We start from the raw sequence: 25,585 nt of genomic DNA on the forward strand, positions 1-25,585 counted from the left end.
CTTTAAACCTCCTTGGACAAAAAAGCATCAATATGCTTCTTTGCTTCTGTTTTTGTAATTGGTTGATGCTTGATATAAAAAAGAGCACCTTCAAGAATTTCTGGTTTTACCCCAAAAAGATCCTTACTGTGCTCTTTTAAGGCTTCAAATGAAAAGCCAAATTCTTTTTCTTCGCCAGCTGTTTGATCGAGCTGTACTTTTTTAGTCTTGCTCACGTTTGATCACCCCATCTGAAAAGTTGATATCTTCTAGGCTTGGCTGTTTGTCTCGGTTGTACCAATAGCAGCTATCCCACGTCAGGACAATCGCTGCTACACCTTGATCTATGATTCTTGTTTCCACTCTTTTTATGCGGACATAATCATCAAGCACCTCTCCCTGTTCACTGATCATCTGAATGATTTGACGATCAGCAAGCAATGCATCGGCGACAGTTTCTGCTGCATCATGTGCTTTCTCAGTATCAATATGAAACACTTTCACTTGTAGCGAATAAGATTTCATAAAGGTAGACACTGTATCTGGACCACTGATGACTGTCACTGGCGGCACATAAACGGATGGAACTTGAAAGCGCTCTGGCAAAAGACGATCATACATTGTCACAGGAAAGTGTGTGTATATATAATGCATGATTGCCCCGACTTCTTGATTCATTCCATCACCTCCCAAAATGTCGATCGATCCAGCTTTGAAGCTTTCGATCAAGCGAATGTTCAAACATTTGTTCATAGAGCATGACAGCATGATCCCAGTAACCATTTCCATCAATCCATTGAGATGCCAGCATCATCCCTGTACTTGCATTCGGATCATATTCAAAGCGGCCGCCAGTCCACCTGCCAGGCACCCATCTTCGCTCTCCACTTGAAGAAACGGCATGTCCATCATTGACGTAAGAGGCATATTCAAGCTGCGTTCCAACTTCAAGCGTGAGACCGCCTCGTGTGATAAGAAAATAATTCTCCTTGTCACCTTTTTGAAAGGAGCTTAGAAGCCGGCTTGTATCTACAGCTTTTTCCTTGATTAATTCATCCTGAATCATGTCTAAAAGCTGTAAGCCCAACTCCTGTAACCAATCTTGATACTCCGCCTTTAAGCCACCACTCGCCTTCTTGAGCTGGGAAAGCAGCCGGTCAAGTCCATCAATTTTCATAGATTTTCCTTTCTGACAGCCATCACTTCAATGTGATGATTTTTCACCATTTTAGGGTGCTGTAACTTAAGCGAGACCCCGTTCCATACCATTTTGTCATGCAGGCGAATATCACTTGCTAAAGGAAAATGGACAAGATAGGACTGATAAATCACTGTATTCGGTTCTTCTTGCATGAGTGACTGGTTTTTTTCGATAACATAGCAAGCCAGACCTCTCAAGCTTGGAGTATCAGGATAAGAGAGTGTCATTTGCCAATCCTCTGCTGGAATACCAAATTTCCCGCAGACAGCCTCCTCGTTTTCCAGGTGAAAAAGATCACAGTTATCCGTTAATAGAGAATGATAGCTCATAATGATCTCACCTTTAAATTGGCACTGCCGCCAGTTAGCGATGGTTCAATGTAATCAACTAGCAGGGCATACACATGTGGTCTGCCTTTTAGATGATTTGCTGCCTTCGCATATGAATAATCGCCCATTTTTTCTGATGTAAATCCTTTCATCATGGATTCATCATCATTCAGCATGGCGAAATACTGGGCCATTTTTAATATGGCGATTCTTGCTTTTTCGGGGAGGGGCTGATATTTTTCGTTCGTAAAATCGTGACCTACAATCTGAAATACCGCAGCTTCTGCTTCGATAATATCTGCTGTCAGTCTTTCTACAGATCGATTTTTCACACGATCAAATACAGAATAGGCTTGTACTTCCTCAGCAGAAATAATCATGGTCTGCCGTCTCCTACTCTTTCACTTTCATCACTTTTGCTACAGCATCCTCTTCCTCAAATTTGCTGTCGAGCTTCGCTGTTAGGACAATTATAAACTTACGGCTGCGAATATCTTTTTCTACTTCAATGCGAATATTGCGTGAAAAACCTATAATAATATTTTTAGGATGTGTCAGTAAAATATCTGATACGTCTGTTCCCGCTTCGTCATATGGCTGCATATTGGCAAGCCCTTTGACCGGGACTCCAAATGCGGAAGAAAGTCCGCCTTGAATTGCCGCATCTCCGAGGCCTGTTTGACGGTTTGCTACTTGATCCTTCCACTCGACCTCTAGACTTGGAGATGTGTAGAAACGGAAATCCTGAGGAACACGTAAATATTTTGATGGCATCGCTTTATAGGCTTGCTTGAACATCTGGCGGCTAATTTCCGCTCCATTTGCATCAAAAACATGAGATACCGCCTGTTTTCTTACGCCATCTATTTGAGCTAAAAACGGATCTGATGATGTCGTATCACCATTAACGATCAGCTCTTCAATATCTACCGCCGCTCGTTCCGCCAGCATTTGCATAATGGTCTGCTGAATTCCGTCTTTTTCAATATTGTTTTCAATGCTGTCGTAGGTCATATGGATCTCTGCAATGACCTCTTTCGCATTTAGCTGGACAGTGCTTGTCGAAGGGACAACGCGGTCTTTTGCATCAAGCGCTTTTCCTTCTTCTGCTGGGCGCAAAATACGCTGGCCAAAGCCGATTTTTTCGATTTTTTGTGAATCACTTTCCATCGGAATGATGCGTGCATCATTTAAAACGGTTGGTGTGTTTTGCATCATTCTAATGAATGTATTAGATTGGGTTGCGTTCATGAGACCGCCGGTTTTTAGACTGGCAAGTGTCATTTCAGCCTTGCGAATCAACTCTTGATTTCTCACACTTTTTCCTCCTTATTTAGGCTTATAGTAAGCCATCCCAAATGGGCTTTGTACTGTCATTTTGTGTATCGTGGATTGTTTGTTTTGAAATGCCCCGCGCTTTTTCAAGCATGTGAATCCGCTCTGAAATAGGCAAAATTTGCTGCTCCAGCACTTGCTGAATCCCTAATTTTTCTCTGCTGGCTGATTTCTCTAATAAAGAGAGCTGATCACGAATCGGCGCAACCACTTGCTCCAACACTTTTTGGACAGGCTCTTCCCCTAGTAGATCTGTTTCCTGTTTTTCCGCTTGCTGTAGAACATTTTCAATGGCCATTTTTGCTTTTTCGAGCTCGCGTACTTGATCCATCGTCAGTACGGCATCTTGTTTTAGAACGGATGCTGGTCTTTCGCCAATCGTTTGAAGGACATTATTTGTCTTCAAAACGTCCTGCATAATTGGAATCAATTGTTCAAGCGCAGCTCTTACGCTAGACTCATCACCATCACTCGACTGTAATGTTTCCAGGAGATGGTCTAAAACACTCCAAAATTGTTGTGACATGTTTGCACCTTCCTCTTTCAAAAAGAAATTTTTCAGCAAAGAAAAAAGCCCTCTCTCATTCGTCTCTTGAGGTGAGAGCTGATCGTGTTCTTCTATTTCAACGATGTCCGCCGTCCCAGCCATTGAGTAGCCAGTAATGTGGCCTTGCTGAATTTGATCCCAAATATCTTGTGAAGCCTTTGTCACAAGTACCCAAGATCCTTTTTGAATCAGTTCCCCTCCTACTTCAAAATCCGCTGGGGCAATGTATGATTCAACGACTTCGCCAACACCATCTTGAAAATTATGCTGCTTGTCAATGTGACGGGCATCCTTCATAAAGCCATGTGCCGCCCTTTCAATTTCCTTGGCGGACATAAAATCTTGGTGTGCATCGGGTGTATTCGGTTCATACACGACACCATACACAAGACGATGAGCATCTTCTGCCTTTGTCAGGACATTAACTTCCTTTTGAAAGTCAGGCTGCCGTTTTGCCTTTATCAAAAAGAATTTCTTTTGGTTTGCTGCCCTGTCCACATAGGAAACATGCGTAATTTTTGCGTTTTTTAATTCTCTTGGCATATGTTCACCCCCTTTCAAAAAAGCTCAAGAACTTCTGTTTATTCCTCCAGCTGTTTCAGCTCAGTTTGAGACGGTTCATCAGCTGCTTTCATTCGGCTTTCTAAAGGTCGATGATAGAGTTCCTCCGGCCATTCCTCTAACGTTTTTCCAAGAATGCGTCCCGCCAGATCTCGTAAATCGTTTGGAGACACTGCCCCAGCCTGAATAAAAGGCGTAAGGACCTTCGCAATCTCTAATGGATCTCTAAAGTCAGGACCATTTAATAGCAAGCGGACATGCCATATATCAAGATCCGGCAGGAAAAGGGTATTCAGTTTCCCTGTAATGAGATGCCGCTCGGGCTGAAATACCTGCTCCTCTGTTATTTTACGCGCAGTATCTGCCGTGGCTTTGTTATAATCTTGAGACTCACCTGTGTAAATAGGCGGCAGGCGAAAAGCGGAACGGATTTTGTTTCTAGTCTTTTCATCGTATTCTAAAAAGAGCGCATCCTCTTGCAAGATCTCCGCTAAGGATTTAAAGTTCACTTTAACATTTGATACATCTTCTTCGCCTGTTAATCCTTTTTCAGTTGGGAGACCTTCTACTTCAAGCAATAAAAACTTATGCGCATGATCAGTGCCTTCAATATCGTCCATATAATCCTGAAGCTGCTGATAAGAAGCCTCTGACAGCATTCCATTTTCGACAACGATGGCACCAGGTACATGCCTTCCCTGCTTAAAATAAAGATAGTTCAGCTCTTCTGCCTTACGTGCTCCGTACATATTAACAATATTGCCAATCCATCGGGGAATCCCATACGTTCCACTGCCGATTTTAAAATGAATCACTTCTGTTGCTCTCAGCGGCTCTGGCGTGGTGTCATCATATTTGCCTGTTTCACAATTTAAAATGCGCGGATCACCATACTCCTTGAAAAAGACTTTCTTTTCATTCATGATCTGCACATATTGACGGAATCGTTTCTTTCGATTCATCGTCTTCAATTCGCCATTTTCTGTGTGTTTGAAATCGATGTCGACTGGCTCACTAAGCTTGCAAATCCGAATATGGAGCGCATCCAAATACTCAATGCCTGCCGGCTTTCCTTGCCCATCCCGCAGCACCTCTAAAAAGCCATTCCCCGTTTTCTCTCGGTCTTCGAGTACATAGCCAAGAATCACGTCGGCAGACTCGTCATAGTTCATGTATTTCGTAAACTCTTCAAGTCTTGTCCATTCCTTCTCTGCGATCTTCTTTTTTCCCGGTTTCACACCTTCTGCATTAAAGTCAAAGGCGTATTCTACTCCAAAACCAAAGCCTAAAATGTTTGTTTTATAGGCATCAATGCATTGCTGAAGAATGGTCGAATATTCTGCCATGCTTTTTAATTCATTGATATGATAGGGCGGGGGAACAATGTTATCTTTTTCGTAGGAAAATTCATCTTCATACATTTGTTTTGTGTGATCAGACATGTTTGCCTTCATAATCGTTGCTTTCAATTGTTTCATTGTATGGACCTCCTCTCTCTGTTTGGACGGACACGGTTCGAAGCGGTATATTTCAAATCCGTCACCTCATAATCATCCAGCGCATACCAAATGGCTGATAATGTGTGCGGGTCGATTTGAAATTCATCTTCCTCTAAGCGGCCGTCCTTATCTGCCTTATAGGTCAGTGATTGAAGTTCATAGATGGTATAAGGGCAAGCATCGGAACAAATGATTTTCTTAAACCGTTTGATTTTCTTTGTATATTGCAGGCGTGAGCCCTGAAACTTATGCGCTGCCACCATTTGAAATCCGCGCTGCCGAAAATAGTGAATGGTTTTAGGCTCTGCTGCGTCTGCCTTAATGAGTTCCTTTGATTCTACAAACTCTTTTAGGTCAACGGCTGTTTCATTATCTGTTTTTCCGCGGTCGTAATATTCCCAATAAATATATAAGTACTTTTTTTCATGATCGACGGCTAATCGAATTAACGCATTATAGGATTCAACAAATCCAAAATCCATGCCCGCTCGTTTCAGCGGTCTGTCAATCTGCTGAATCGCTTCTAATACGTCAGCATGATCTCTCACATAAAATTGAGGAAAAACCTTTGTGCCATTGATTCCGAAATATCCCTTCCTCGCAATTCGATAAAGGTCTGGGTCGTATTCTTTCAGCTCATCCAGCTGCTTCACATAGCTTTTAGGAAGAAATAAGTTATCTTCTGCTGTTGAGTGGTGATAGTACGTATCCTTGATGACAATGGTTCGCTTTTTGTATAAGGTCTCGTCATCAAGAACAAATCGCTTCAGCTGCTCATCTCGAAAGAAATGTCTGTACGTCCAATTATCCTGACCAACAGGGTTGGTCGATAACATCATATAAAGAGATAATGTCGGGTGCCTCAGCCTTCCAAGCAGTTCTTTAAAACCTTCATAAGAAACCTCAGAACACTCCTCAATCCAAATGATCGAAATATTGTTGATCGACTTCAGCTTCTCAGGCTTGTCCAGCCCTTTAAATAAGATGCTGCTGCCGTTTCGAAAGGTGAGTGCAAGCGGCGAACTGCGGCATTTCACAACATGATCGATGCCAAGGTCGCTGACGATTTCTTGCAATAGAGAAAATGTCGACTCTCGGTGCGTATCATACACCTCTCGAATGACAAGTGCTGTCCGCTTTTCCTCCAGCAGCTTTAAGATCAGTTTCAGCGCAATATGATAGCTTTTGGAGGAGCCATAGCCGCCTACTAAAAATTGAAACTTTTGATCCCAATCGAATAGAAAGTGTTCAAAGTGAGGGTTGACTTCTTTTTCAATCAACGGCGTCATGAGTTGTCCTCTTTTCGCTTAATCATGATGTGAAGGTCTTCCTCTTTTTCCTCACGCACTGCTTTTTTTGTTTTTTCGATCGTCAGTTCAATTTGCTTCAGCCTTAATCTTCGTTCGTCTTTCGCATGAGCGAGCTCTTCAAACTGTTTAATAAGACGTCTGAGCTCTCCCATTGCACGAGATTGGGCATTTAAAAAAGTGGCATGCCGGTCCCATGAAAATTGAAACGAAAATTCTTCTGACGTGATTTCTGGTTCTGGATGAATACCTTCTATTGTTTCTTCCTCTAATGAAGAAGGTATGTACGTCGCCTTTTTCAGCTCTTTGATCATGTCATCTCGATCTGCTACATGCATGATTCGCTGCGCCCGAATAATGGCTGCGTATTGAATTTGAATTTGATCCCAGATTAAATCAAGTGATGTGCGCCCGCCCATTTTCTCCATGATTTCAATCGTTTCATCCGAAAGAAATTGATTGAAAATCGAGTGCGCCTGCTTTGACGATTTTTTTTGTCTTTGCCAACCGTATCGCCTTTTCCATGATTTGACGGTATGGATCGAGACGTTGTAATGATCAGCTAGTTGCTGGTACGTCATCCCTTTCATATAATCCTGCTTTGCTTGCATCCGTTTATCTTTCATTTACATTCACCTGCCGCCTCCTTTTAGTTCGAATGATTCCCTAAAAAGGAATCCATTTGTGTAGGGCTACGGTCTTTCTATCTGTAGGTGGCAAATGTAAGACAAGCTCTGAATGATTCATTTTCTAAAGAAAAAACGCCTATTCAGCAGCTTTGAATAGGCGTTCTTGTACTTTTTTGGACATTTTGGTCCGAGCTCTTTCCATATGTTTTTGGACAGTTCCTTTCTTTACATCTAGCATAATCGCAATCTCGCTAAATGAAAGTCCCTGCGTTGTGTGCATAAAGAATACATCCTTCTCTCGATCTGTTAAAACGGACAAAGCCTCGTCAACTCGTCTTTTGTCCCGCTCACTTACCTCTCTTTCTTTCTCTTGAATAAGGGTGTATTCATGTGATAAGGCCTCTAATACTTCTGGATTTGCAAGGATGGTACGCTGATAAACAGAACGTCTGTCTAATCCCCTGCGTGCGCCTGGCTCTCTGCCGATTTGAAGCCAGTCCACAACGTATTCTAAATCGCTTACCATACTGGCGATCATTTTTTTATCATGCTTATCTTGATCTGACAGCTGCTTGTCTTCTTTTTCTCTATATGGTTCATATCGTTTTCTAGCGTCCTTTAATGCTCGTTTGTATTCGATGAGTAAGTCTTGCATGTGTGCGCTCTCCCTTTTTTAGAAAATAAAAAACGGACACCAATCAGCCCCTTTAAGTAGGGTCTTGATCAGTGTCCGCAGGCTTTCCGTCTTGGACTTATTATGTTGTGATTTAGTCATCAGGCTAGCTGATTTTAAAACCAATCTCGTGATCCACTCTTGCAAAATGCCCCTTTGCTGTTTGAATAATGGTTTTTCCATGCTCAGGTACATCCATCATATAGGCCGTTCCTACATTTCCATCTAACACAATGATTTGAATCTTTCCTTTTTCCATTTCACCGACAAATGTCTGGTTTTTTTGAATCATTAGTTGTTTTGGCTCGTTCATATGCTTGTCTCCTTTTTTGGTGATGACCTCATGCTGTCACCGACAGTATTTAAAATGACTTCCACTCTTGGGCGCATGCTATAAAACTGAGAAACTCTTAAATCCACAATCTGTAGAGGTGCTTCATCGGTAATGGTGCAAAGTGCTTCTAGAATGTGTTGTAACTTGACTGGAGGATGCTTATGTTGCGATCTCCCGTCATCCTTCGCCCACTGCCTGATGTCTTGTTCGTTTTTACTCGCTTTGAGCAAACATTTCATGAATGTAATGACCTTCTTCAATCGGTTCATGTGGTTCTGATCTCCTTCTTCTTTTTTCATCAGCGGCTTGCGCTACCATGAGGGTCATATATGTGTTCTTCTCTTTTGCTGTCGGGAAAACAAATATCGGTTCCCTTTGATAAAAGTTAATCCAGCCTCCAGCTTGTACTAAGCAAAGCTGCGCTTCTTTTCCGCAATCAAACTTCAACTGATGTCTCATCATCAGATCCCTCCTCACTGTCGCCGTCTTCTACTTGATAACCATATCGCTTGATCTCATAAGGCCAGTAACTTTTTGGATATCCAAAATCATTGATTTGTGTCACCATCGGATGTTCAATATTCATTCTGTTTGTCTCCCCTTTTTTAAGAGCGGTCTTCTTTTAAAGAATTACTCTTTTTGTGTAACTTTTGGCCAAAAAAACTCTTGAACACTGATATTTAACAAATCTGCAATCTACTTTGCTATGTCTAGCTGGGCTTCGTTCGGCCCATTTCTTCATAGTCACTCGTGTACTTATATGCAAGTTTTTTCACCATATAAGTTTTTGTTTTTCCTTGTAAGATTCATTCTTCTGGTGAATTTTCAAGTTTCATCTTTCCTATTACTCGATATGTGTAAGTTATGTTCATTATAATAATATACACGAAACGAGTAAGTCAATCATATTTTTATTCTTTTTGTGTATTTATTTATCTTTTCCGTGTAATTCATGATAAAATTTACACATAATATGAAAAAAGGTGTTTCCAATGGATAATTTGACTGGAAAGATTTTAACTGAATTAAGAGAGAAGCATGGATGGAGTAAGTCAACCGTTGCTAAAAAACTTGGGTTAAAGGCGATGTCTACCTATGCGAACTGGGAATATGGATTGAGAAAGCCCGATGGTGAAATGATTGTAAAAATCGCAGAGTTATACGGGGTCTCAACAGATTACCTCCTCACAGGTAAAAACAAAGGCGTCACTGATGACGATCTTGCAGACGATCCTGATTTGCAAATTGCGTTTAAAGCTGCCTCCGACTTTTCCGAAGAAGCCCGAAGACAAACCATCGATTTTATTAACTACATTAGAGAGAAAGAGAAACAAAAAGGCCGTCAGTTAAAACAGCCAGACAGCGAATAAGGAAAACTGGCTAAGTGCCTGCTCTTTCATGATCTTTTTCAAAAGCATCACATTGCTGGGTATAAGCCCAGCTTTTTTATGCCTCTTTTCCCCCTAAAATGAGAATGACATATAAACAAAAAATCATGTGTTTTTTGATCTCCTTGCATCTCTTTCGTTAATATGTGACAATTTTAACCATAAATACTTTTTTTCACTTATTCTTATTGACATATAATTCTATTATTATTAATATATGTATATACTAAAAAAAGGAGTGTTCACAATGAAAAATTTAATGAAAGCCTGTACATTGTCTTTAGCTGCTTTAGGTGCTCTTACATTCTTCCAATCTGAAGGTGCTCATGCAGCTGCACAGCCTAAAGAATCAGTTATCGCAAAAGCTCCTATTATGAACAAAGTGATCACTGTGAACCGTACGCTTTCTGTAGGTTCTTCAATCGCTGTCTCTCTTCCAGCAAATCAAATTTCTGTATCTGGGTCAACGTATGCCATTCAATTAGATCAAACTGCTCCAAACTTCACTTGGATTCGTGCCGTACAACGCGGTTCTGTGACTGTTTCTTACTATAATTCGCAGGGTGAGCTTGTCATAAATTATATTACTGTTCGTTAATATCCATCTTTACATATCAAAAGGCGATGAACATGAAGTCATCGCCTTTTGGTGTTTTTGCTAATGAATTGATTACCATGCAAGAGGTTTAGACATTCTTGAAGCAGACGACGGGGAATTGTTACTATTCTGCACGCACCTATTAAGTAAGATTTCATTTTTTTCAAAAAAAAGTAAAGTTAAATATGATCTTTAATGTCAAAAGGGGGTATTGTCCGGTTGAGAGATATACAATGCTGACCAAAAACCATTGTTAAAATGGCGTTTGCGCTCAGAGCACTTGATGCAGATTCGATCCCAGTCTACTTTCTTCATGCAATCGAAGGAAACCTCTTGAACATCAAGAACGAACACACCCGATAAAAGCGTTAAAGGTGTTGGCACTGAGCGATTCATTAATCTAACAAAAGAAATTCGGGTATCTGGGGAAGAGAGTTTAATTTACGGACGCTGCAGCCGCTAGCCCTTTATGCGGCAAACTCTATTTTTGTAGTCGATTATTTAACAACAAAATGTCAACAAGTCCAAGCCGATCATCACCTCATTGAAGATGTAGGTTTTGAAATAGAGGAATGTGCACTATAGCAAAAAGTCTGCCGATGGCTCGGCAGACTTTTGACATGAGATTAGAATCTTTTACTGAATTTGACAGTACCGCTACCTTCTTCACGGTCAAATCTTCCAATAAATATCCAGTTAATATAGCCGACGTCACCATTGTTGACAAACGTGCCATCTTCAATATCAAAGTAATACCATCATAGACGACATTGTTCAGTCCACTAAAGTCATGGTATTGACTTAAGTTTTGTACAACAACATGATGGTTTTGACCTGCTTCAGAATAGAGGGACAGAACCATTGAAGTAGCGATCACAGTACTGACGAAAAATTCACTTTTTCCCTCATTACTTCTAACTCCTCCTTAAATCTACTACCCTTTCTTTTGTCTCTTAAACACTAATTTATGAAAAAACTTTATTTCCTACAAATTAAGAGGGGTTTTACTGTTTAAAAAAGGCATAACAACAAAGAAACTCTCTTTCAAAAGAGTATTTTACATAAACAGGATAAATAAAATCAGACCTAGGATGATTCGGTATATCGCAAAAGGCACAAGTTTGATTTTATTGATCAGTTTTAGGAAGAATCGAACAACAAAGAGAGCCACAATAAACGCACTCACAAAGCCGACGATAAAGAATGGAAGCATATCTGTCGTTAAGTATTGGGCATTTTTTACAAGTGTTAAGGAACTTGCCCCTGCCATTATCGGCATGGCCATGATAAACGTAAAGTCAGCCGCAGCTCGGTGATTAAGACCTAGAATAACACCACCTGCAATAGTAGAACCTGAGCGGGAGAAGCCAGGCCATAATGCCAAACATTGAAACAGCCCGATATAAAGTGCCTGTCTGTACGTCATGTTATCCACAGAGCTTGTTTCTGATTTATGTTTATTGATCCAGTCAGCGACAAGCATCAGCACTGCCCCTAAAATCAATCCGACAGCAACCGTTTTGACATCAAACAAATATTTATCAATATAATCTTCAAATAAGAATCCTAAAATGACGGCTGGGACGAGTCCAACAGCAATTTGAGCAATGGTCAGCTTATGTCCGCTGCGCTTTTGTTCTTCTGTGATATTTTTCTTTAAGCCTAACAAGTTCAAAATACGATCTTTAAACACGATCATTACCGCTAGAATAGAGCCTAATTGGATCACGACTTTAAATGTATTTGCCGCTTCTGGCGTAATAATTTCCTTCGATTTTAACCAAAGATCATCAACAATGATCATGTGTCCTGTAGACGAGACAGGTGCATACTCTGTTAACCCTTCGACAATTCCTAAAATCAGTGCCACGAATAAATCCCATAGATTCATGATATTCTTTCCTTTCAATTCTGATCTTTTGAACATGTCAAACATCTATGTCCACATAAAGACAAGCTTCCTTTTTCGAAAGCTCGTCTTTATGATACTATATTTTTTTAAAAAAAGATTATGACATCAAACCTTCTCTTCTTTATACAAATTGGATCGCATTTTGAACCAATTAAACAAGTGGGTCGTGATGACTTTCAAAACGGCATACGTCGGAATAGCGACAATGACACCAACCAAGCTGAACAATTTAGCCGCTGTTAAAAGAACAAAAATGATGGTAATCGGGTGAATTTGAAGATTTTTCCCCATGACTTGCGGCGAAATAAATTTCCCCTCAATCAACTGAACAACTGTCCAAACAATAATCAGTTTCAACAGCATCACTGGTGACGTGACAAGCGCAATCACAATTGCTGGTGTAATGGCAATTGTTGGACCAAGGTAAGGCACTACACTTGTACATGCCGCAATAATGGCTAGCAGCAAGGCATAGTCTAACCCGATAATCATATATCCAATTAAAAGAAGAAAACCGATACAGAAGCTGACTATAATCTGTCCACGAATATATGAGCTCAGGCGATGGTTCATTTCGTGAAGCACGATATGTGTATGATCTCTTAGCTTATAAGGAATAAATTTCAAAAAATAGTCTGGCAATTTTTTGCCGTCTTTTAATAGATAAAACAGAATAAAAGGAACTGTGATGATCGAGATGATAATTTCTGTCAGTGCACCTAGGAAAGTCCCTACACCGGTAAAGGTGCTTTCCAAAATCTTCGTCGCTTGACTTGACGCTTTACTGACCAATTCCGATACGTTAAAGTTCATCGTATTCTGCACTTGATTAATAAAGTTGCTCCCTGTTAATTGTCTAATCTGATCTTCTACCGTATCGACATATTTCGGAAAGTTATGAAACAGGCTCATGGTTTGTGCCTGTAAAAAAGGAATAATGGCCACAATGGTTATTGTAATAATCCCAATAATGACAATATATAAAAGCAAAATCGAATAGATCCGCTTAACTCTAAATCTCTCTAACAAGTTGACAATCGGATTTAATAAATAATACACAACCCCCGTTAAAATAATCGGTAAGGCAATGGTTTTGATGAGTACAATGAGCGGTGTGAAGATAAAAGATGCTTTCGTGAAAACAAGGATGTTCAACCCTATTAATAGCAGGATGAGTAAAAAGAGAACAAACTTGTTATCAAGAAAAAATTTTCTAAATTGACTGCTCCACATTTGCATAGAATTCATATCGTTCCTCCAAACACGGGCTATTATATTAATAAATTGTACACTACTTGATCATGATATGGTGATCATTGTTTTAGCTTTTTTTCCAAACCATATCATCAGAATCGGCTGTACAATCAGCCTTATCCATAGCACTGCTTGTTCTGTGCTCTCTTGACCTGAAAATGGAATCCCTTCTCTCCCTTCTTTCTGAGTATTACCCGAATGAAGGAAGAAACTACCCGCTTTTCGTACATTTAAATACTTTATGTAAGACGCATCAGCCTAGATAAAGGTTTCATCCGCTTTTCAATAAAAACAATATTCCTTCATCCAAACGCTTTCAAAGCATGTATAATCAGAGAAAGCAGAAGAAGGGATTGACATGATTCGATTTGCTGTCATCGGAACGAACTGGATTACAGATCGATTCTTACAGGCCGGAGAGGGAATTTCAGATTTTACTTGTACAGCCTTCTATTCTCGATCCACTGAAAAGGGACAGGCATTTGTCGAAAAATACGGAATTGAAACGGTCTTACAAACTTACATTAAATAGAATATAGTGACGCGTTTGATTCAGTATATACCATAGTTCTAAATCTTCAAATCATCACTGACAAACGCAATGACCTTTTTATCTGATAATCGCATAACATCTCTCCTTTTCTTCCGATTACCTCTATTGTACGAGATCATCTCTTAAAAAGAAAAGCGGTTCCCCTTGAGGAGAACCACTTTCACAATTATTGATTGATCTTGAATTTTTTAATTAAATCACGCAGCTCTTCAGCCATTTGGGAAAGAGTCGTAGAAGAGGAACTAATCTCTTCCATTGATGCATGCTGCTCTTCAGCAGATGCCGCTATATCTTGAATACTTGCTGAACTCTCTCTAGACACATCTGCAATTTCATTTACTGCTTTAGAAATTTGCTCTGATCCTTTTGAAAGCTCGCATACCGTTGTATTCATTTCATTCATTCTCGTTGCGATTTCCGCTGTTTGATGGTTAATTTGTGAGAAGCTTTCTTTCGTTTGATCTGTAATAGAAAGACCATTTTTCACTTCTTCATTCACAGATTTGAACATGCTTTGAGACATTTCAATTTCAGATACAATTTCTTTCACGAGCTTTTCAATCTCTTTTGCTGAATCCGATGATTGAACTGCAAGTTTACGTACTTCCTCTGCTACAACCGAGAAGCCTCTACCTGACTCGCCTGCACGTGCTGCTTCGATGGCTGCATTTAGTGCAAGTAAATTCGTTTGATCAGCAATGCCGTTAATAACGCCTAAGATGTTTGTGATATCTTTTGATTTATGTTCTAGTCCGTTGATCACACCTTCAGCCTCTTTCACTGAATGATCAATTGTTTTCATTTGACCAACTGTTTGCTCTACAAGCTGTCCACCTGTTTCTGCTACTGTTTTTGATTGAGCAGATGAAACTGTGATGACATCAGAGGTTTGAGCGACTTCATTTAGACCTTCGTTCATTTGTTTCAAATGCTTTGCGCTTTGCTCGACCATTTCACGTTGATTTTCGTTACCGTTCGAGAATGTTTCAATGGATGATGTAATATGTTCTGTTGCTTTTGTTGTTTGACCTGCACTTGCCGTCAGTTCTTCAGACGATGACGCCACGTTCTCAACAGATGTCTGTACAGCTTGAATGACATCTCTCAGTGACTCACTCATTTCATTAAAGCTTGTGCCGAGCTGGCCAATTTCATCTTTTGACCGGACATCAATTTTTTCTGTTAAATCTCCCTCGCTGATCTTCTTCGAAGAGGAGACAAGCATAAAAAGTGGTTTTGTAATTGAACGAATGATAAAGAAGATGAGAATACCGCCAATGATGAGGGTGCCAACCAAAATAATAGCGGCCATGTTATAGACAGGCTGTGCGGCAGCTTTTACTTCACTTACAAACATCGTACCGACAATCTTCCAGCCAGTCGCCTTGTTTGTAGTAAACTCCATTTGTTTTTCTTTTCCTTCAAACATATAACTCATGGATCCTTGATCTTGTGAATAGAGCTTTTCTAACCATTCACCAGATAATTTTGTGCCAGCTTTTTTCGTTGGATGGGCAACATAGGTACGATCGAGACTTCCAATAAATGCATAGCCTTTTTTACCAATGTTAATACTATTTGATTCTTTCACTAGATTCGCAATATCTAGGTTCATCGCGATAACACCAGAGCCGTCCTCAAGCTTCTTAGAAATGGTTACAACAAGAGTACTGGTTGAGGCGGTTGGATACGGAGCTGAAACAGACAGTTCACCGTTTTTGTCCCAGCCATCTTTATACCAATCTCGTTCAGTTGCGACATAGTCAGCCGGCATTTTTTTATTAGGATATCTTGAAAACACTTTGCCATCATTTGAAGCGACAAAGATACCTTCTATGTCATCATTCATACTCATGAATTGCTCAAAGCGGCCTTGAATTTCAGTTGTTCCCTTTTGCTTGAGCTTTTTCTCCGTGATCCATTGACTAAAGAAAGCGGCTGCGTCTGTTTTCACTTTCACAACCTTCGTAACATTTTTATCTAGCTGCTCAACGTTTTCCTTTGCACTTTGCAAGATTTGATCATTTAAGGAAGTGCTTGCAGCATGATATGAAGAGTATGCCAATACAATAATTGGGCATAACAGAATAAATAAGAAAGAGAATACGAGCTTTTTTGAAATAGAAGGCTTTTTGAAATACTGTATGAATTTCATAAAAAAGAAAACTCCTTTTAGTAAGATAGTATATTTATCGGAAGAACTACTAGGTTGTTTACTTTTTTAACTTATTAAAGTATAACAGCACTGAACATCAAAATGGGTTTTTATTAGACAGCTTTCGAGTTATGAGTTCGATATTGTATCGGACTCATGACTTTTAGTTTTGTCTTTATTCGTGTTAATTGTAGTAATCAATATATTGCTCAAGTCTTTAAGATGCCGAAGAAGCTCTCTATAACTGCGTTATAATAGCAGTTGCCTTTTCGGGACATACTCTGTGTTATTCCACGCTTATTAAGGGGTGTCTATATTGGTCATGCCACACTTGATCGGAATGTATCATCGGTTTCTCTTCCTCATCTAATCGGTTGAATGCCTGATGAAGCATCGTTGAGGCGAGGGAATCAATAGGTCTTGACCGATTGTATAGGTAATGATTTCACCATTAAATAGATCTAATATGGGCTATACTTCCCATGCTCATTTATATAGTCAAGTACGTCTAATTATATATTGATACTTTCTCACCCAATATTGAAGTATACTTTTGTGCACACCAATATGTTTTGCAATTCCTTTGATTTAGTCAAAAGAAAAGCACCTCCAAATGTTAGATTGTGTCTAACATTTGGGGTGCACTTCATCGGCGGAGGCTCTTTTTTGCGTGTCTATTCCACCTTAAATTTGCTAATCAAATCACGTAATTCTTCTGCCATTGAAGAAAGTGTGGCAGAGGATGAGCTGATTTCTTCCATTGATGCCAGTTGTTCCTCTGCTGAAGCGGCAATGTCTTGGATATTTGCTGAGCTTTCACGAGATACCTCTGCGATCTCACGAACAGCCTCTGAAACATGTGCAGAGCCTTTTGAAAGCTGGACAACCGTTTGGTTCATTGTTTGGAGCTGATCTGAAATTTCTTTTGTCATTTCGAAAATATTGTGGAAGCTTACTCTCGTTTGTTCAGTGAAGCTTAAGCCTGATTGGACTTCTCGATTCACCGCAGTGAAGACTTCCTGTGATACATCAATGTCTTGAACGATTTCTTTGATCAAATTCTCTATTTCTTTCGCCGAGTTTGCTGATTGAACAGCAAGTTTTCTCACTTCCTCTGCTACAACGGAGAAACCTCGTCCGGATTCCCCAGCTCTTGCTGCTTCTATCGCTGCATTTAGCGCAAGTAAATTCGTTTGATCGGCGATACCATTGATGACACCGAGAATTTGAGCAATGTCTTTTGATTTACTTTCCAGAGCGCTTATGACATTCTCTGCTTTTTTCACTGATTGATCTATGACATTCATTTGAGAAGCGGTTTTTTCAACAAGCTGTTCTCCTTCTCCTGCGATATCTGTCGATTTGATCGATGAAGCGGTAATCGATTCAGCAGATTCATTCATATGCTGAAGTCCTCTATTCATTTCCTCTAACTCAACTGAGCTGGATTCCACTTTATCATTTTGACTTTCATTTCCGCTGGAGAATTGTTCAATGGCTAATGTAATATGCTCTGTTGCTTTACTTGTTTGTCCTGCACTGGCGGTCAGTTCTTCTGATGAAGAAGCGACATTTTCGACTGAGGTTTGAACGGCACCAATGAGGGATCTTAATGAGTCAATCATCGTATTAAAGTCTTTACCAACTTGTCCAATTTCGTCATCTGATTGGATCTGTAGCTTATCACGCAAATCACCATTACTGACCTTTTTCGAGAAACTGGCAAGATTGGATAATCTCTTTGATATTGAGCGGACGATAAAGAAGATGAGGGTTCCTGCTACAATAAGTGTCACACTGAACACGATAATGGCTGTATGGAATACTGGCTTTGCTGCATCTTTGACTTCTGATACGAGCATCGTTCCACCGATTTTCCACCCTGTTAATTCATTGGTCACATACGCAACCTTTTTATCAGTTCCTTTAATCGTATAACTGCCGCTTCCCTCCTTGTTTTGATAAATAATATTCGCCAAACTTTCATTTACTTGACTCCCTGTTTTTTGGGTTGGATCTGCCAGAACGGTTTTATCCTTCTCCATGATAAAGGCGTAGCCTTTATGCCCAATTTTGATTTCTTTTAATTTTTTATTCAGGCTGTCAATTTCCATATCAAGCCCGATCACACCTGATCCATCTTCCATTTTTCGGGCAATAGTGATCACCATTTTGCCTGTGGATGCTGCTACGTAAGGCTTTGTGATGACTTGCTTGCCATTTTCAGCACTCATTGCCTCTTGATACCATGGACGCTCTCTCGGGTCATAGCCATCAGGCATTTTTTGAACTGGGTATTGCATGAACAATCCCTTTTCAGAACCTGCATAGATAGCAGCTACATCTTTTTCATTAATTTTCCCATATTGCTGCAATTCTTTAATAGTCGCATTTCTATTTTTTTCTTGAAGATTAGAAGCTTTTAGAGAAACTGTAAACAGTGTAACAGCCTCTACATGGTTTCCAATACTTTCATTAATTAATTTATCAAATGTATTGACTTGGCTCATAGCACTGCCCATAATCTGTTTGTCCAGCTCTGTCTTTGATGTAAAAAATGCACTAATTGTCAGTGTTACAGTTGGCAGAATAAGGACTACCAAAAAGGCAATGATTAATTTTTTTGAAATGGATGGTTTTTTGAACCATTGGATCATTTTTCCCATTTTCTCTTTCCCCCTTCTCTAAAGTTATTATCGGATGAAAGATATATTTTTAGAGGCTAGAAATGACGTTTTTAAAAAAATACCCAGTTAATGCCTGGATATTTTTTCATCGATTTAAATTGACTTGTTAGCTCTTTTAGTTCTTCGGCCATATTTGCAAGTGTAACAAAAGGTGATGTAATTTCTTCCATAGATGCCCACTTTTCTTCAGCAGAGGCAGCAATGTCTTGAATACTCGCTTCGCTTTCTCTTGAGACTTGGCGCATTTCCTGCTTCGCTTGTGAAATAAGCTTTGAACCGCTCGATAGGTTAATTGTTAATTGCTGTATCGTTTAACTGGGAGAGCTTTTTCGACATGCCTTCTGCTGCCTTTTTTTAATTGATTCCTTGCCCAAGCATCACGCATACGCTAATAAAAAAGGGGGCGCTTTTCATATGATTATCCTTTCCGGACAGCCAGTGACAAATGATCAGCTGGCATCGTTTCAGCTAGAGGGGCAAAAGCGGATCATTTTGATGCAGCTACAAGCCTCAAATGATACGTTCCGCTATAGGCAAGCATCTGATTTGTTGTTTGAGGTGACCTTACGATCGAACATCATGAATGCGGCAAGAGATTTGCATAAAAGTGGTGTTTCATTTGCCATCTTTCAACGATCTCGTGCAAATGAGGCATTTTGGCGTGTATCAGAGGCAGGGGCACTAGAACTACGCTATCAAGTCGAACCATCTACAGGGATTAAGGACATTTTTGAAAATGGCTCAAAATATGCTTTTGAATGTGCGACTGCGATTGTCATTGTGTTTTATATGGGGGTACTGCAAACGGTAGGAGACGAGAAGTTCAATCGAAGGCTTCGTAGTTTAACTTTGTATGACTGGCATTATGATACACTGTCTATTTATACAGAACGGGGAAATGACTTTATTTATGGGGATTGTTTATATTTCGAAAATCCGGAGTTTAGTTATCAGCAGTCCCAATGGCGTGGGGAAAATGTCATTTACTTAGGAGAAGATCAATATTACGGGCATGGGCTTGGCATTTTAACTGCCGCAGAAATTATCGACAAATTAAACAGCAGAAGGCGGCCAGGTGCTGTTCAGTCCGCTTATTTACTGCCCCAGACTACCCGGATGGATGTCATTTATCTTAGGCAGATGTTTGGTAGCTAAAAAAAGCCTCTTGTCTATTGGTTATGACAAGGGGCTTTTGTATGCCTTGCGTTTATGATAATCTTGCAGCGTGCCAAGCATCGTGTTCGCAAGGATCTCCATTTTTTCTAGTCTTTTCTAGTGACTGGCGGATCGTGCTCGCTCCATTTTACGTAACGAACAAAATAGTAGTGTCGAATGGGCGTAAGGACGGCAGGAGAGTGTGGGAATTCATCAAACCAAAATTCAATTTGTCCTTTTTTACGGTATGAATGTTTTAAGATGTCCATCCTTTCACACCACCCAGTATGATTTTATATGCGTGTCAGTTCGTGCATAATCTCTTCAACGGTTAAAATGGAGTGAATACGGCCAACACCCTGTCCTGCCCAAAGAGCCATTTGATCAGGGTTTCCTGCGGTAGCAGCGGCTTTTCGCATCGGTGTCGTCCATACATGCTGAACTGGATAAGGAAGGACCCTATCTTCATTTTTTCTTTCTTCCTCCATCCATTCGTTCACAATTCCTCTTGCTCTTTTCCCTGAAAAAAGTCTTGTGATCTTGGTTTCACTGCTTTCCGCCTGTAAAATCGCCTTTTTGTATACGTCTGCTGCTGCACTTTCCTGGCTGGCTAAAAATCTTGTGCCTATTTGAACCGCATCCGCTCCAAGCGCTAGAGCGGCTTTCACTCCTGCTCGATCTGTGATCCCGCCTGCAGCAATCAATGGTACTCGGCAGAGCAGCTTGACGTCGGTAATCAGACTAAAAAGTCCCAAGAGGGCATCTCCTTTTGAAGATAAAAAGGTACCACGATGTCCCCCTGCTTCGCTTCCTTGCAGAACAATGGCATCCATTCCTTTCTCCTCTAAAAGCAGTGCCTCCTCTTTTGTTGTGGCGGTTCCAATTAAAAGAATCCCCTTTTGTTTGAAGCGTTGAATGGTTTGTTCATTTGGACAAGCGAAAGTAAAGGAAACGACCGGTACTTCTTCTTCCAGAAGAATGTTGATTTTCTGTTCAAAATCATCCCACAATGCTTCTTCGCTTGGCATACGATCAGCTGACGGATATGCAGGCAGCCGCTTTTCCCAAAACGCTACGTCTTCTTTTTTGGGTTCAGAAATTGGCTCTGGAACAAACACATTGACCTGAAACTGGCGGGGTGTCAGCTGTTTGACCTGCTTCATTTGCTGCCTCATTTTGTCAGGCTGCACATACCCACTTGCCAAGCTGCCAAGTCCCCCGTACTGTGAAACAGTGGCTGCCAGATGCGGTGTCACAGCTCCTCCGGCCATTGGCGCTTGGATGATTCCATGTTCGATTTGAAATAATGTCGTGATATCCCCCATTTATTTCCCCCATTTCTTATTCATTTGATGACACTTGTACAAAAAAATGCCGATGTCTCGGTCCGTCAAACTCACAGAAATAGATTCCTTGCCACGTGCCAAGCACGAGATCACCATCATGGATGAGAACATGCTGAGACGCCCCCATATAACTCGCTTTCATGTGTGCTGCTGTATTTCCTTCCATATGGCGGTCCTTCGGATGTTCCCACAGAAAAATTTCGTCAAGCCGGCGGAGCATATCTCGTTTCACATCTGGGTCTGCATTTTCATTAATCGTGATCCCTGCTGTCGTATGTGGACAGTAGACAATAACAGTCCCGTTCTGAATTCCTGTTTCCTTGATATATTGATGAACCTCGTGTGTGACGTCTATCATGTCATCGCGTCTATCTGTTTGTACATTGATTTTTTTCATATGAGCGACTCCTTTTGTCGTTTCTATAAAACCATACCCTTTTTATGTGAAACAAATCTCTGCCTATCCGAAGAAATCTTTGTCTTACCTAAAGTTTACCAAGCAAAAAAACCTCGTCAAGCGCTACGAGGTTTTTAGGAGAAATGAACCTTTTTGATTTCAATGGTTCGAATATGGTGATCTTCTGCATCTATGATGGTAAATTCACAGCCTTCTGCTTCAATCGTATCTCCAATCTCAAAATCAAATTTATGCGTCATCATCCAGCCGGCAATTGTATCAACATCATCATTCTCAATGGCTAAATCCAATAAATCATTCACCTCATCAATCAAGGCTTTCCCATCCATTACATAGTGGAAATCACCTTTTTTGACGATGTGAGGGGTTTCATCTTGATCATATTCGTCTCGAATTTCGCCCACAATTTCCTCTAATATGTCCTCTACTGTGACAAGTCCGGCTGTTCCTCCATATTCGTCTACTAGCACCGACATATGAATTCGTTCCTTTTGCATCAAAATGAGCAATTCTTGAATAGGAGTGCTTTCAATCACCCGAATGACCGGACGCATTAAGTCTTCAATCGTCACATCTTGATTTAAAAAGCTCGCCTTGAACACATCTTTGCTATTGATGAGACCAATCACATGATCTTTGTCTTCTTTAATGACAGGGTAACGTGTGTACCTTTCGTTCAGCATAAAATGGGTGACATCCTCAAGCGTCTGTTCAATGTCAATAGCTGAGATTTCTGTGCGAGGAATCATGATCTCTCTCGCCACTCGGTTATCAAATACAAATATTTTATTCACATATTTGTATTCAGATTGGTTGATCTCTCCCTTCTCATAGCTTTCAGACAAAATAAGACGCAACTCTTCCTCACTGATCGCCATTTCATGTTCTTTGACAGAATGAAAACCAAATAATTTCACGATTCCTCGCGCAGCGCCATTTAATGCTTTAATGAACGGGTACATGATTTTATAAAAGAAAATGAGTGGTTTTGCAGTCACAAGACTAACGGCCTCTGCCTTTTGAATGGCAATCGTTTTGGGCGCCAGCTCTCCAACGACCACATGCAAAAACGTAATGATCACAAATGCGATGATAAAAGATAAGATGTCTGTCAATGCGGAATGAAGTTCTAATTTTTCGAAAAGCGGATGCAAAAAATGCTCCACCGTCGGTTCTCCTAACCACCCTAAGCCTAATGCCGTGATGGTGATACCGAGCTGACAGGCGGATAGATATTCATCAAGATTCGATGTCAGCTTTTGAACATGGATGGCTCTCTTATCACCGCTTTCGATCAACTGATTGATTTTGGACCCTCTAATTTTCACAATCGCAAATTCAGTGACAACAAAAAATGCTGTCGCAGCAATGAGTAATATGACTAAAAATACGTTTAAAATATACAAAAAAACCCTCACCTAATATTGGTAAGGGCTCACCTCCTCTGGCGTTAATTAATTATTACGGCCATTTAGGAAGATCATTACAAAACGAAGCAATTCAAACAGCGAGACAAGTGCTGCTGCTACATACGTAAGAGCTGCAGCATTTAACACCTTGTTCACGCCTCTTTCTTCACTGCTTCTAATGATTCCTTCTGAAACAATGATATCTTTTGCACGAGAACTTGCATTAAACTCGACAGGCAATGTGACAAGCTGAAAGAACACAGCTGCTGAGAACAAAATGATCCCAAGCCCGATTAAGTTAAGGCTGCCAAGCAATAATCCACCAAGGAAAAGAAGCGGGGCAACACCAGATGCAAAGTTCACAACAGGGAAGATTTTATGTCTCAGGACAAGCGCACCATAGGATTCCTGATGCTGCAAGGCATGTCCAACCTCGTGTGATGCGACTGAAATGGCCGAAATGGAATGGCCATAATACACTGGTTCAGATAAACGAACCACACGCTGCGTCGGGTCGTAATGATCAGTCAAAGTTCCTCTTACCGGTTCAACAGGTATATCGTGTAACCCGTTGCGATCTAAAATATATCGAGCGGTTTCAGCACCTGTTTTCATACTGGATGCTTCAACCTTTGAATACTTTTCAAAATGGTTCTTCACTTTAAATTGTGCCCAAAATGACAATCCCAATGCGACAAATGTTAAAAAATAAAAAAATAGCATGCTCATCAGCTTCCTTTTAATTTTATATATTTATTTACAATTTTAATGGGTTTTATGTAACGTGTACAGCAAAAATCACTAGGTCTTTTTGAGGGGGATGACAGCGCCAATGAAAAAGAAGAACATGCCCAAGCATGCTGTATAAAATGTCACAGTCCCATACAGATCTTGAAAAAAGCGCAACCATGAGAAATCACTCATGAAATGATTCACAGCATTTAAATCAAAGACAAGCAAGATCATAGCTGATGATAAAAAGTGTGCACCGATAAAAAGAAGTACGGTCTTTTGAACGAACGACATTCGAATTCCCTCCTTCTCCTCTCTTATTTTAAGATATGGGATCTGTTTTCATACATGACGAAGATGAAAAAATGTTTTCTCAATCATGCATAGTCTCCTTGAAAGGAAGAGTTCGATGAAATCAAACCGTATTTTTATCGCTTGACTAAGGTGGCCTCTTATCTTCACATTGCTATCCTCATTTGTTTCTTGCTGCTCTTTTTTGGTCAATTAAGCGGCATGAATTCACAGCAGATATGCAAAGTGTCTTAACCTTACTTGTGGCAAAAGGACTAAATCCTTCATTATACTGTTTAATTGAGACCTTGACAGACAGATACGTGAAAAATGCTGAGCGTCCTGGAGCAATCCAAGTCATTCATACGTCTGATGCAACCCCCCCCCCCCCCGCATTAGCTGGTAAAACGTACTTAACAGTGCTCCGCCACTTCTTAGAGCATCATGTGATCATTGTGGGCGTACAAAAAAGAAGGATCCATGATGAATCCTCCCTTTGGAAAATGAGCTTCATCCAGAGGGCGAGCTATTGCGCGTTAAAGCAGTGCGTCTTCTAATTCCTTGACAAGTGAAAAACCAATTTCAGTATAAGCTTTTGACACATCTCCATCCTTCTCTTTTGGTTCTTGGAATTGGTTAAATGATGCCCCGACATTTCCAACCATTGCATAATCATCTAATTTGTCTTGATACACATGCTTTAAGAGAAATGGATGTCCCATTTTTACTACAACGCCTGGCTGATCAAGCTGCCCTTTCTCGGCTGTAAATGGAACTCTGAGAAAGGTATAGCCTTCACGGTTATCAATTTTATAATCAAAGTACCCGTGGTCGTAATCCCAATTGCCATTAATGACATAGCCAAGCGGCTTCATCGTTTCTTCTAGATGGTAAAGCGAAAAGCTTTCACCTGTTAGCCTGGATGGTACATGAATCATGAGGAACCCTCCTTTTTGTAATAGGGTTCGTTAAACATAGGAATTCATACATCTCCTCTCTTGATTTGCACATTGTTTGTAAAAGCGGCATCAATCAAGCTCTTCTCGGATGATGTACGGCTCTCATTAGCGCTCCCTACACCTGACGTACCCTTCACAGCACTCATCGGACATATCCGTCCGATATTGCCAAAGTTGACAATCGCCTGCCCGGAAATGTCATGGATATAAATATGATTTGTTCTCATCGCTTCATCAACCTCCTCCATTGATTATTCTATGTATGGAGATTAGGGAGGCTTGCACTGAAACCATGAGAACAAAAAAAAGGCACACCTTATGAAAGGGGACTGAC

At 40.4% G+C, this 25,585-nt stretch carries 30 protein-coding genes and 7 pseudogenes; 6 read left to right on the forward strand and 31 right to left on the reverse strand.

All coding sequences use genetic code 11. The features are described from left to right. Positions 1–2 precede the first annotated feature (2 nt). From LC033_RS06200 to LC033_RS06270, 15 genes are all read right to left on the reverse strand, one after another. Complete coding sequence (locus tag LC033_RS06200) at positions 3–215, reverse strand: YqzN/YkzM domain-containing protein (RefSeq protein ID WP_226567371.1); 213 nt, start codon at positions 213–215, stop codon at positions 3–5. Continuing rightward, positions 202–657, reverse strand: a complete 456-nt coding sequence (locus tag LC033_RS06205) for a phage tail terminator family protein (RefSeq protein ID WP_226567372.1) — start codon at positions 655–657, stop codon at positions 202–204. The genes LC033_RS06200 and LC033_RS06205 overlap by 14 nt, the downstream gene beginning before the upstream one ends. Before the next feature lie 4 nt (positions 658–661). Then, positions 662–1,156 carry an HK97 gp10 family phage protein gene (locus tag LC033_RS06210; RefSeq protein WP_226567373.1) on the reverse strand — a complete coding sequence of 165 codons (495 nt, stop codon included), beginning with the start codon at positions 1,154–1,156 and terminating at the stop codon, positions 662–664. Then, a complete protein-coding gene (locus LC033_RS06215; protein ID WP_226567374.1) occupies positions 1,153–1,509 on the reverse strand; it encodes a YqbH/XkdH family protein in 357 nt (118 codons plus the stop codon). Before LC033_RS06215 ends, LC033_RS06210 begins: the two co-directional genes overlap by 4 nt. Beyond that, a complete protein-coding gene (yqbG, locus tag LC033_RS06220) occupies positions 1,506–1,889 on the reverse strand; it encodes a protein YqbG (RefSeq protein WP_226567375.1) in 384 nt (127 codons plus the stop codon). Before yqbG ends, LC033_RS06215 begins: the two co-directional genes overlap by 4 nt. A 13-nt stretch (positions 1,890–1,902) precedes the next feature. Then, a complete protein-coding gene (locus LC033_RS06225) occupies positions 1,903–2,826 on the reverse strand; it encodes a phage major capsid protein (RefSeq protein WP_226567376.1) in 924 nt (307 codons plus the stop codon). Between the two features lie 22 nt (positions 2,827–2,848). Beyond that, positions 2,849–3,934 (reverse strand): XkdF-like putative serine protease domain-containing protein, encoded by a 1,086-nt coding sequence (locus LC033_RS06230; RefSeq protein ID WP_226567377.1) that lies wholly within the window; start codon positions 3,932–3,934, stop codon positions 2,849–2,851. Between the two features lie 38 nt (positions 3,935–3,972). Next, positions 3,973–5,430 (reverse strand): phage portal protein, encoded by a 1,458-nt coding sequence (locus LC033_RS06235; protein WP_226567378.1) that lies wholly within the window; start codon positions 5,428–5,430, stop codon positions 3,973–3,975. Further along, positions 5,427–6,740, reverse strand: a complete 1,314-nt coding sequence (locus LC033_RS06240; RefSeq protein ID WP_264188660.1) for a PBSX family phage terminase large subunit — start codon at positions 6,738–6,740, stop codon at positions 5,427–5,429. Before LC033_RS06240 ends, LC033_RS06235 begins: the two co-directional genes overlap by 4 nt. After that, the gene (gene terS / locus LC033_RS06245) at positions 6,737–7,384 is read right to left on the reverse strand and encodes a phage terminase small subunit (protein ID WP_226567379.1); all 648 of its coding nucleotides are present in this window, start codon (positions 7,382–7,384) and stop codon (positions 6,737–6,739) included. Before terS ends, LC033_RS06240 begins: the two co-directional genes overlap by 4 nt. A 139-nt stretch (positions 7,385–7,523) precedes the next feature. Beyond that, complete coding sequence (locus LC033_RS06250) at positions 7,524–8,042, reverse strand: sigma-70 family RNA polymerase sigma factor (protein ID WP_226567380.1); 519 nt, start codon at positions 8,040–8,042, stop codon at positions 7,524–7,526. 124 nt (positions 8,043–8,166) lie between these two features. Continuing rightward, complete coding sequence (locus LC033_RS06255) at positions 8,167–8,352, reverse strand: XtrA/YqaO family protein (protein ID WP_376776417.1); 186 nt, start codon at positions 8,350–8,352, stop codon at positions 8,167–8,169. A gap of 17 nt (positions 8,353–8,369) precedes the next feature. Continuing rightward, the gene (locus LC033_RS06260) at positions 8,370–8,633 is read right to left on the reverse strand and encodes a hypothetical protein (RefSeq protein WP_226567382.1); all 264 of its coding nucleotides are present in this window, start codon (positions 8,631–8,633) and stop codon (positions 8,370–8,372) included. Further along, a complete protein-coding gene (locus LC033_RS06265) occupies positions 8,608–8,856 on the reverse strand; it encodes a YjzJ family protein (RefSeq protein ID WP_226567383.1) in 249 nt (82 codons plus the stop codon). The genes LC033_RS06260 and LC033_RS06265 overlap by 26 nt, the downstream gene beginning before the upstream one ends. Next, the gene (locus LC033_RS06270) at positions 8,831–8,980 is read right to left on the reverse strand and encodes a hypothetical protein (RefSeq protein WP_226567384.1); all 150 of its coding nucleotides are present in this window, start codon (positions 8,978–8,980) and stop codon (positions 8,831–8,833) included. The genes LC033_RS06265 and LC033_RS06270 overlap by 26 nt, the downstream gene beginning before the upstream one ends. 406 nt (positions 8,981–9,386) lie before the next feature. Here LC033_RS06270 and LC033_RS06275 point away from each other — a divergent pair, with 406 nt between their 5' ends. The 3 genes and pseudogenes from LC033_RS06275 to LC033_RS06285 form a co-directional block, all read left to right on the forward strand. Next, on the forward strand, positions 9,387–9,764 hold the full coding sequence (locus LC033_RS06275; RefSeq protein WP_226567385.1) for a helix-turn-helix domain-containing protein: 378 nt from the start codon (positions 9,387–9,389) through the stop codon (positions 9,762–9,764). A 265-nt stretch (positions 9,765–10,029) separates the two neighbouring features. Beyond that, the gene (locus LC033_RS06280) at positions 10,030–10,380 is read left to right on the forward strand and encodes a hypothetical protein (RefSeq protein WP_226567386.1); all 351 of its coding nucleotides are present in this window, start codon (positions 10,030–10,032) and stop codon (positions 10,378–10,380) included. Positions 10,381–10,629: 249 nt separating this feature from the next. Then, a pseudogene (locus LC033_RS06285) lies at positions 10,630–10,965 on the forward strand (biotin synthase BioB); the annotation flags it as partial. 472 nt (positions 10,966–11,437) lie between these two features. Here LC033_RS06285 and LC033_RS06290 read toward each other — a convergent pair. Both LC033_RS06290 and LC033_RS06295 read right to left on the reverse strand, forming a co-directional pair. Beyond that, entirely contained in the window at positions 11,438–12,271 is an 834-nt protein-coding gene (locus LC033_RS06290) for an undecaprenyl-diphosphate phosphatase (protein WP_226567387.1), read from the reverse strand. 126 nt (positions 12,272–12,397) lie between these two features. Beyond that, positions 12,398–13,540 carry an AI-2E family transporter gene (locus tag LC033_RS06295; protein ID WP_226567388.1) on the reverse strand — a complete coding sequence of 381 codons (1,143 nt, stop codon included), beginning with the start codon at positions 13,538–13,540 and terminating at the stop codon, positions 12,398–12,400. A 364-nt stretch (positions 13,541–13,904) separates the two neighbouring features. Between LC033_RS06295 and LC033_RS06300 the strand changes: the two are divergent. Continuing rightward, positions 13,905–14,071: pseudogene (locus LC033_RS06300) on the forward strand (Gfo/Idh/MocA family oxidoreductase); the annotation flags it as partial. A 194-nt stretch (positions 14,072–14,265) separates the two neighbouring features. Here the strand turns inward: LC033_RS06300 and LC033_RS17585 are convergent. The 6 genes and pseudogenes from LC033_RS17585 to LC033_RS17240 form a co-directional block, all read right to left on the reverse strand. Beyond that, positions 14,266–15,219: a methyl-accepting chemotaxis protein gene (locus LC033_RS17585; protein ID WP_376776418.1), complete on the reverse strand. Its 954-nt coding sequence runs from the start codon at positions 15,217–15,219 to the stop codon at positions 14,266–14,268. Continuing rightward, positions 15,211–16,254 (reverse strand): annotated as a pseudogene (locus LC033_RS17590) (cache domain-containing protein); the annotation flags it as partial. The pseudogene LC033_RS17590 and the gene LC033_RS17585, both read right to left, overlap by 9 nt. Before the next feature lie 113 nt (positions 16,255–16,367). Beyond that, positions 16,368–16,725, reverse strand: a pseudogene (locus tag LC033_RS06310) (DDE-type integrase/transposase/recombinase); the annotation flags it as partial. A 203-nt stretch (positions 16,726–16,928) separates the two neighbouring features. After that, positions 16,929–17,879, reverse strand: coding sequence for a methyl-accepting chemotaxis protein (locus LC033_RS17230; protein WP_376776419.1), 951 nt, complete (start codon positions 17,877–17,879; stop codon positions 16,929–16,931). Further along, positions 17,874–18,920: pseudogene (locus LC033_RS17235) on the reverse strand (HAMP domain-containing protein); the annotation flags it as partial. The gene LC033_RS17230 and the pseudogene LC033_RS17235, both read right to left, overlap by 6 nt. Positions 18,921–18,991: 71 nt before the next feature. Continuing rightward, positions 18,992–19,177, reverse strand: a pseudogene (locus LC033_RS17240) (hypothetical protein); the annotation flags it as partial. Positions 19,178–19,355: 178 nt separating this feature from the next. Here LC033_RS17240 and LC033_RS06325 point away from each other — a divergent pair. After that, the gene (locus LC033_RS06325; protein ID WP_226567392.1) at positions 19,356–20,096 is read left to right on the forward strand and encodes a protein-glutamine gamma-glutamyltransferase; all 741 of its coding nucleotides are present in this window, start codon (positions 19,356–19,358) and stop codon (positions 20,094–20,096) included. Between the two features lie 21 nt (positions 20,097–20,117). Here LC033_RS06325 and LC033_RS06330 read toward each other — a convergent pair. The 6 genes and pseudogenes from LC033_RS06330 to LC033_RS06355 all read right to left on the reverse strand — a co-directional run bounded on the left by LC033_RS06330 (position 20,118) and on the right by LC033_RS06355 (position 24,295). Continuing rightward, positions 20,118–20,365: pseudogene (locus LC033_RS06330) on the reverse strand (protein YuzH). Positions 20,366–20,389: 24 nt separating this feature from the next. Beyond that, positions 20,390–21,421: a nitronate monooxygenase gene (locus tag LC033_RS06335; RefSeq protein WP_226567393.1), complete on the reverse strand. Its 1,032-nt coding sequence runs from the start codon at positions 21,419–21,421 to the stop codon at positions 20,390–20,392. A 16-nt stretch (positions 21,422–21,437) separates the two neighbouring features. Next, complete coding sequence (locus LC033_RS06340; protein WP_226567394.1) at positions 21,438–21,839, reverse strand: secondary thiamine-phosphate synthase enzyme YjbQ; 402 nt, start codon at positions 21,837–21,839, stop codon at positions 21,438–21,440. A 134-nt stretch (positions 21,840–21,973) separates the two neighbouring features. Continuing rightward, positions 21,974–23,266: a hemolysin family protein gene (locus LC033_RS06345; RefSeq protein ID WP_226567395.1), complete on the reverse strand. Its 1,293-nt coding sequence runs from the start codon at positions 23,264–23,266 to the stop codon at positions 21,974–21,976. Positions 23,267–23,314: 48 nt separating this feature from the next. Then, positions 23,315–23,992 (reverse strand): zinc metallopeptidase, encoded by a 678-nt coding sequence (locus LC033_RS06350; RefSeq protein WP_226567396.1) that lies wholly within the window; start codon positions 23,990–23,992, stop codon positions 23,315–23,317. Positions 23,993–24,070: 78 nt separating this feature from the next. After that, positions 24,071–24,295, reverse strand: a complete 225-nt coding sequence (locus LC033_RS06355) for a YuzI family membrane protein (RefSeq protein ID WP_226567397.1) — start codon at positions 24,293–24,295, stop codon at positions 24,071–24,073. Positions 24,296–24,531: 236 nt separating this feature from the next. On the opposite strand from LC033_RS06355, the gene LC033_RS06360 reads away from it, so the two are divergent. Then, positions 24,532–24,849, forward strand: coding sequence for a hypothetical protein (locus LC033_RS06360; RefSeq protein ID WP_226567398.1), 318 nt, complete (start codon positions 24,532–24,534; stop codon positions 24,847–24,849). Here LC033_RS06360 and LC033_RS06365 read toward each other — a convergent pair. Both LC033_RS06365 and LC033_RS06370 read right to left on the reverse strand, forming a co-directional pair. Next, a complete protein-coding gene (locus LC033_RS06365; RefSeq protein WP_226567399.1) occupies positions 24,829–25,230 on the reverse strand; it encodes a YugN-like family protein in 402 nt (133 codons plus the stop codon). The genes LC033_RS06360 and LC033_RS06365 overlap by 21 nt on opposite strands. Before the next feature lie 44 nt (positions 25,231–25,274). After that, positions 25,275–25,478 carry a hypothetical protein gene (locus LC033_RS06370; protein ID WP_226567400.1) on the reverse strand — a complete coding sequence of 68 codons (204 nt, stop codon included), beginning with the start codon at positions 25,476–25,478 and terminating at the stop codon, positions 25,275–25,277. Positions 25,479–25,585 lie beyond the last annotated feature (107 nt).

Source organism: Bacillus stratosphericus (assembly GCF_020524495.1).
GTDB lineage: Bacteria > Bacillota > Bacilli > Bacillales > Bacillaceae > Bacillus > Bacillus stratosphericus_B.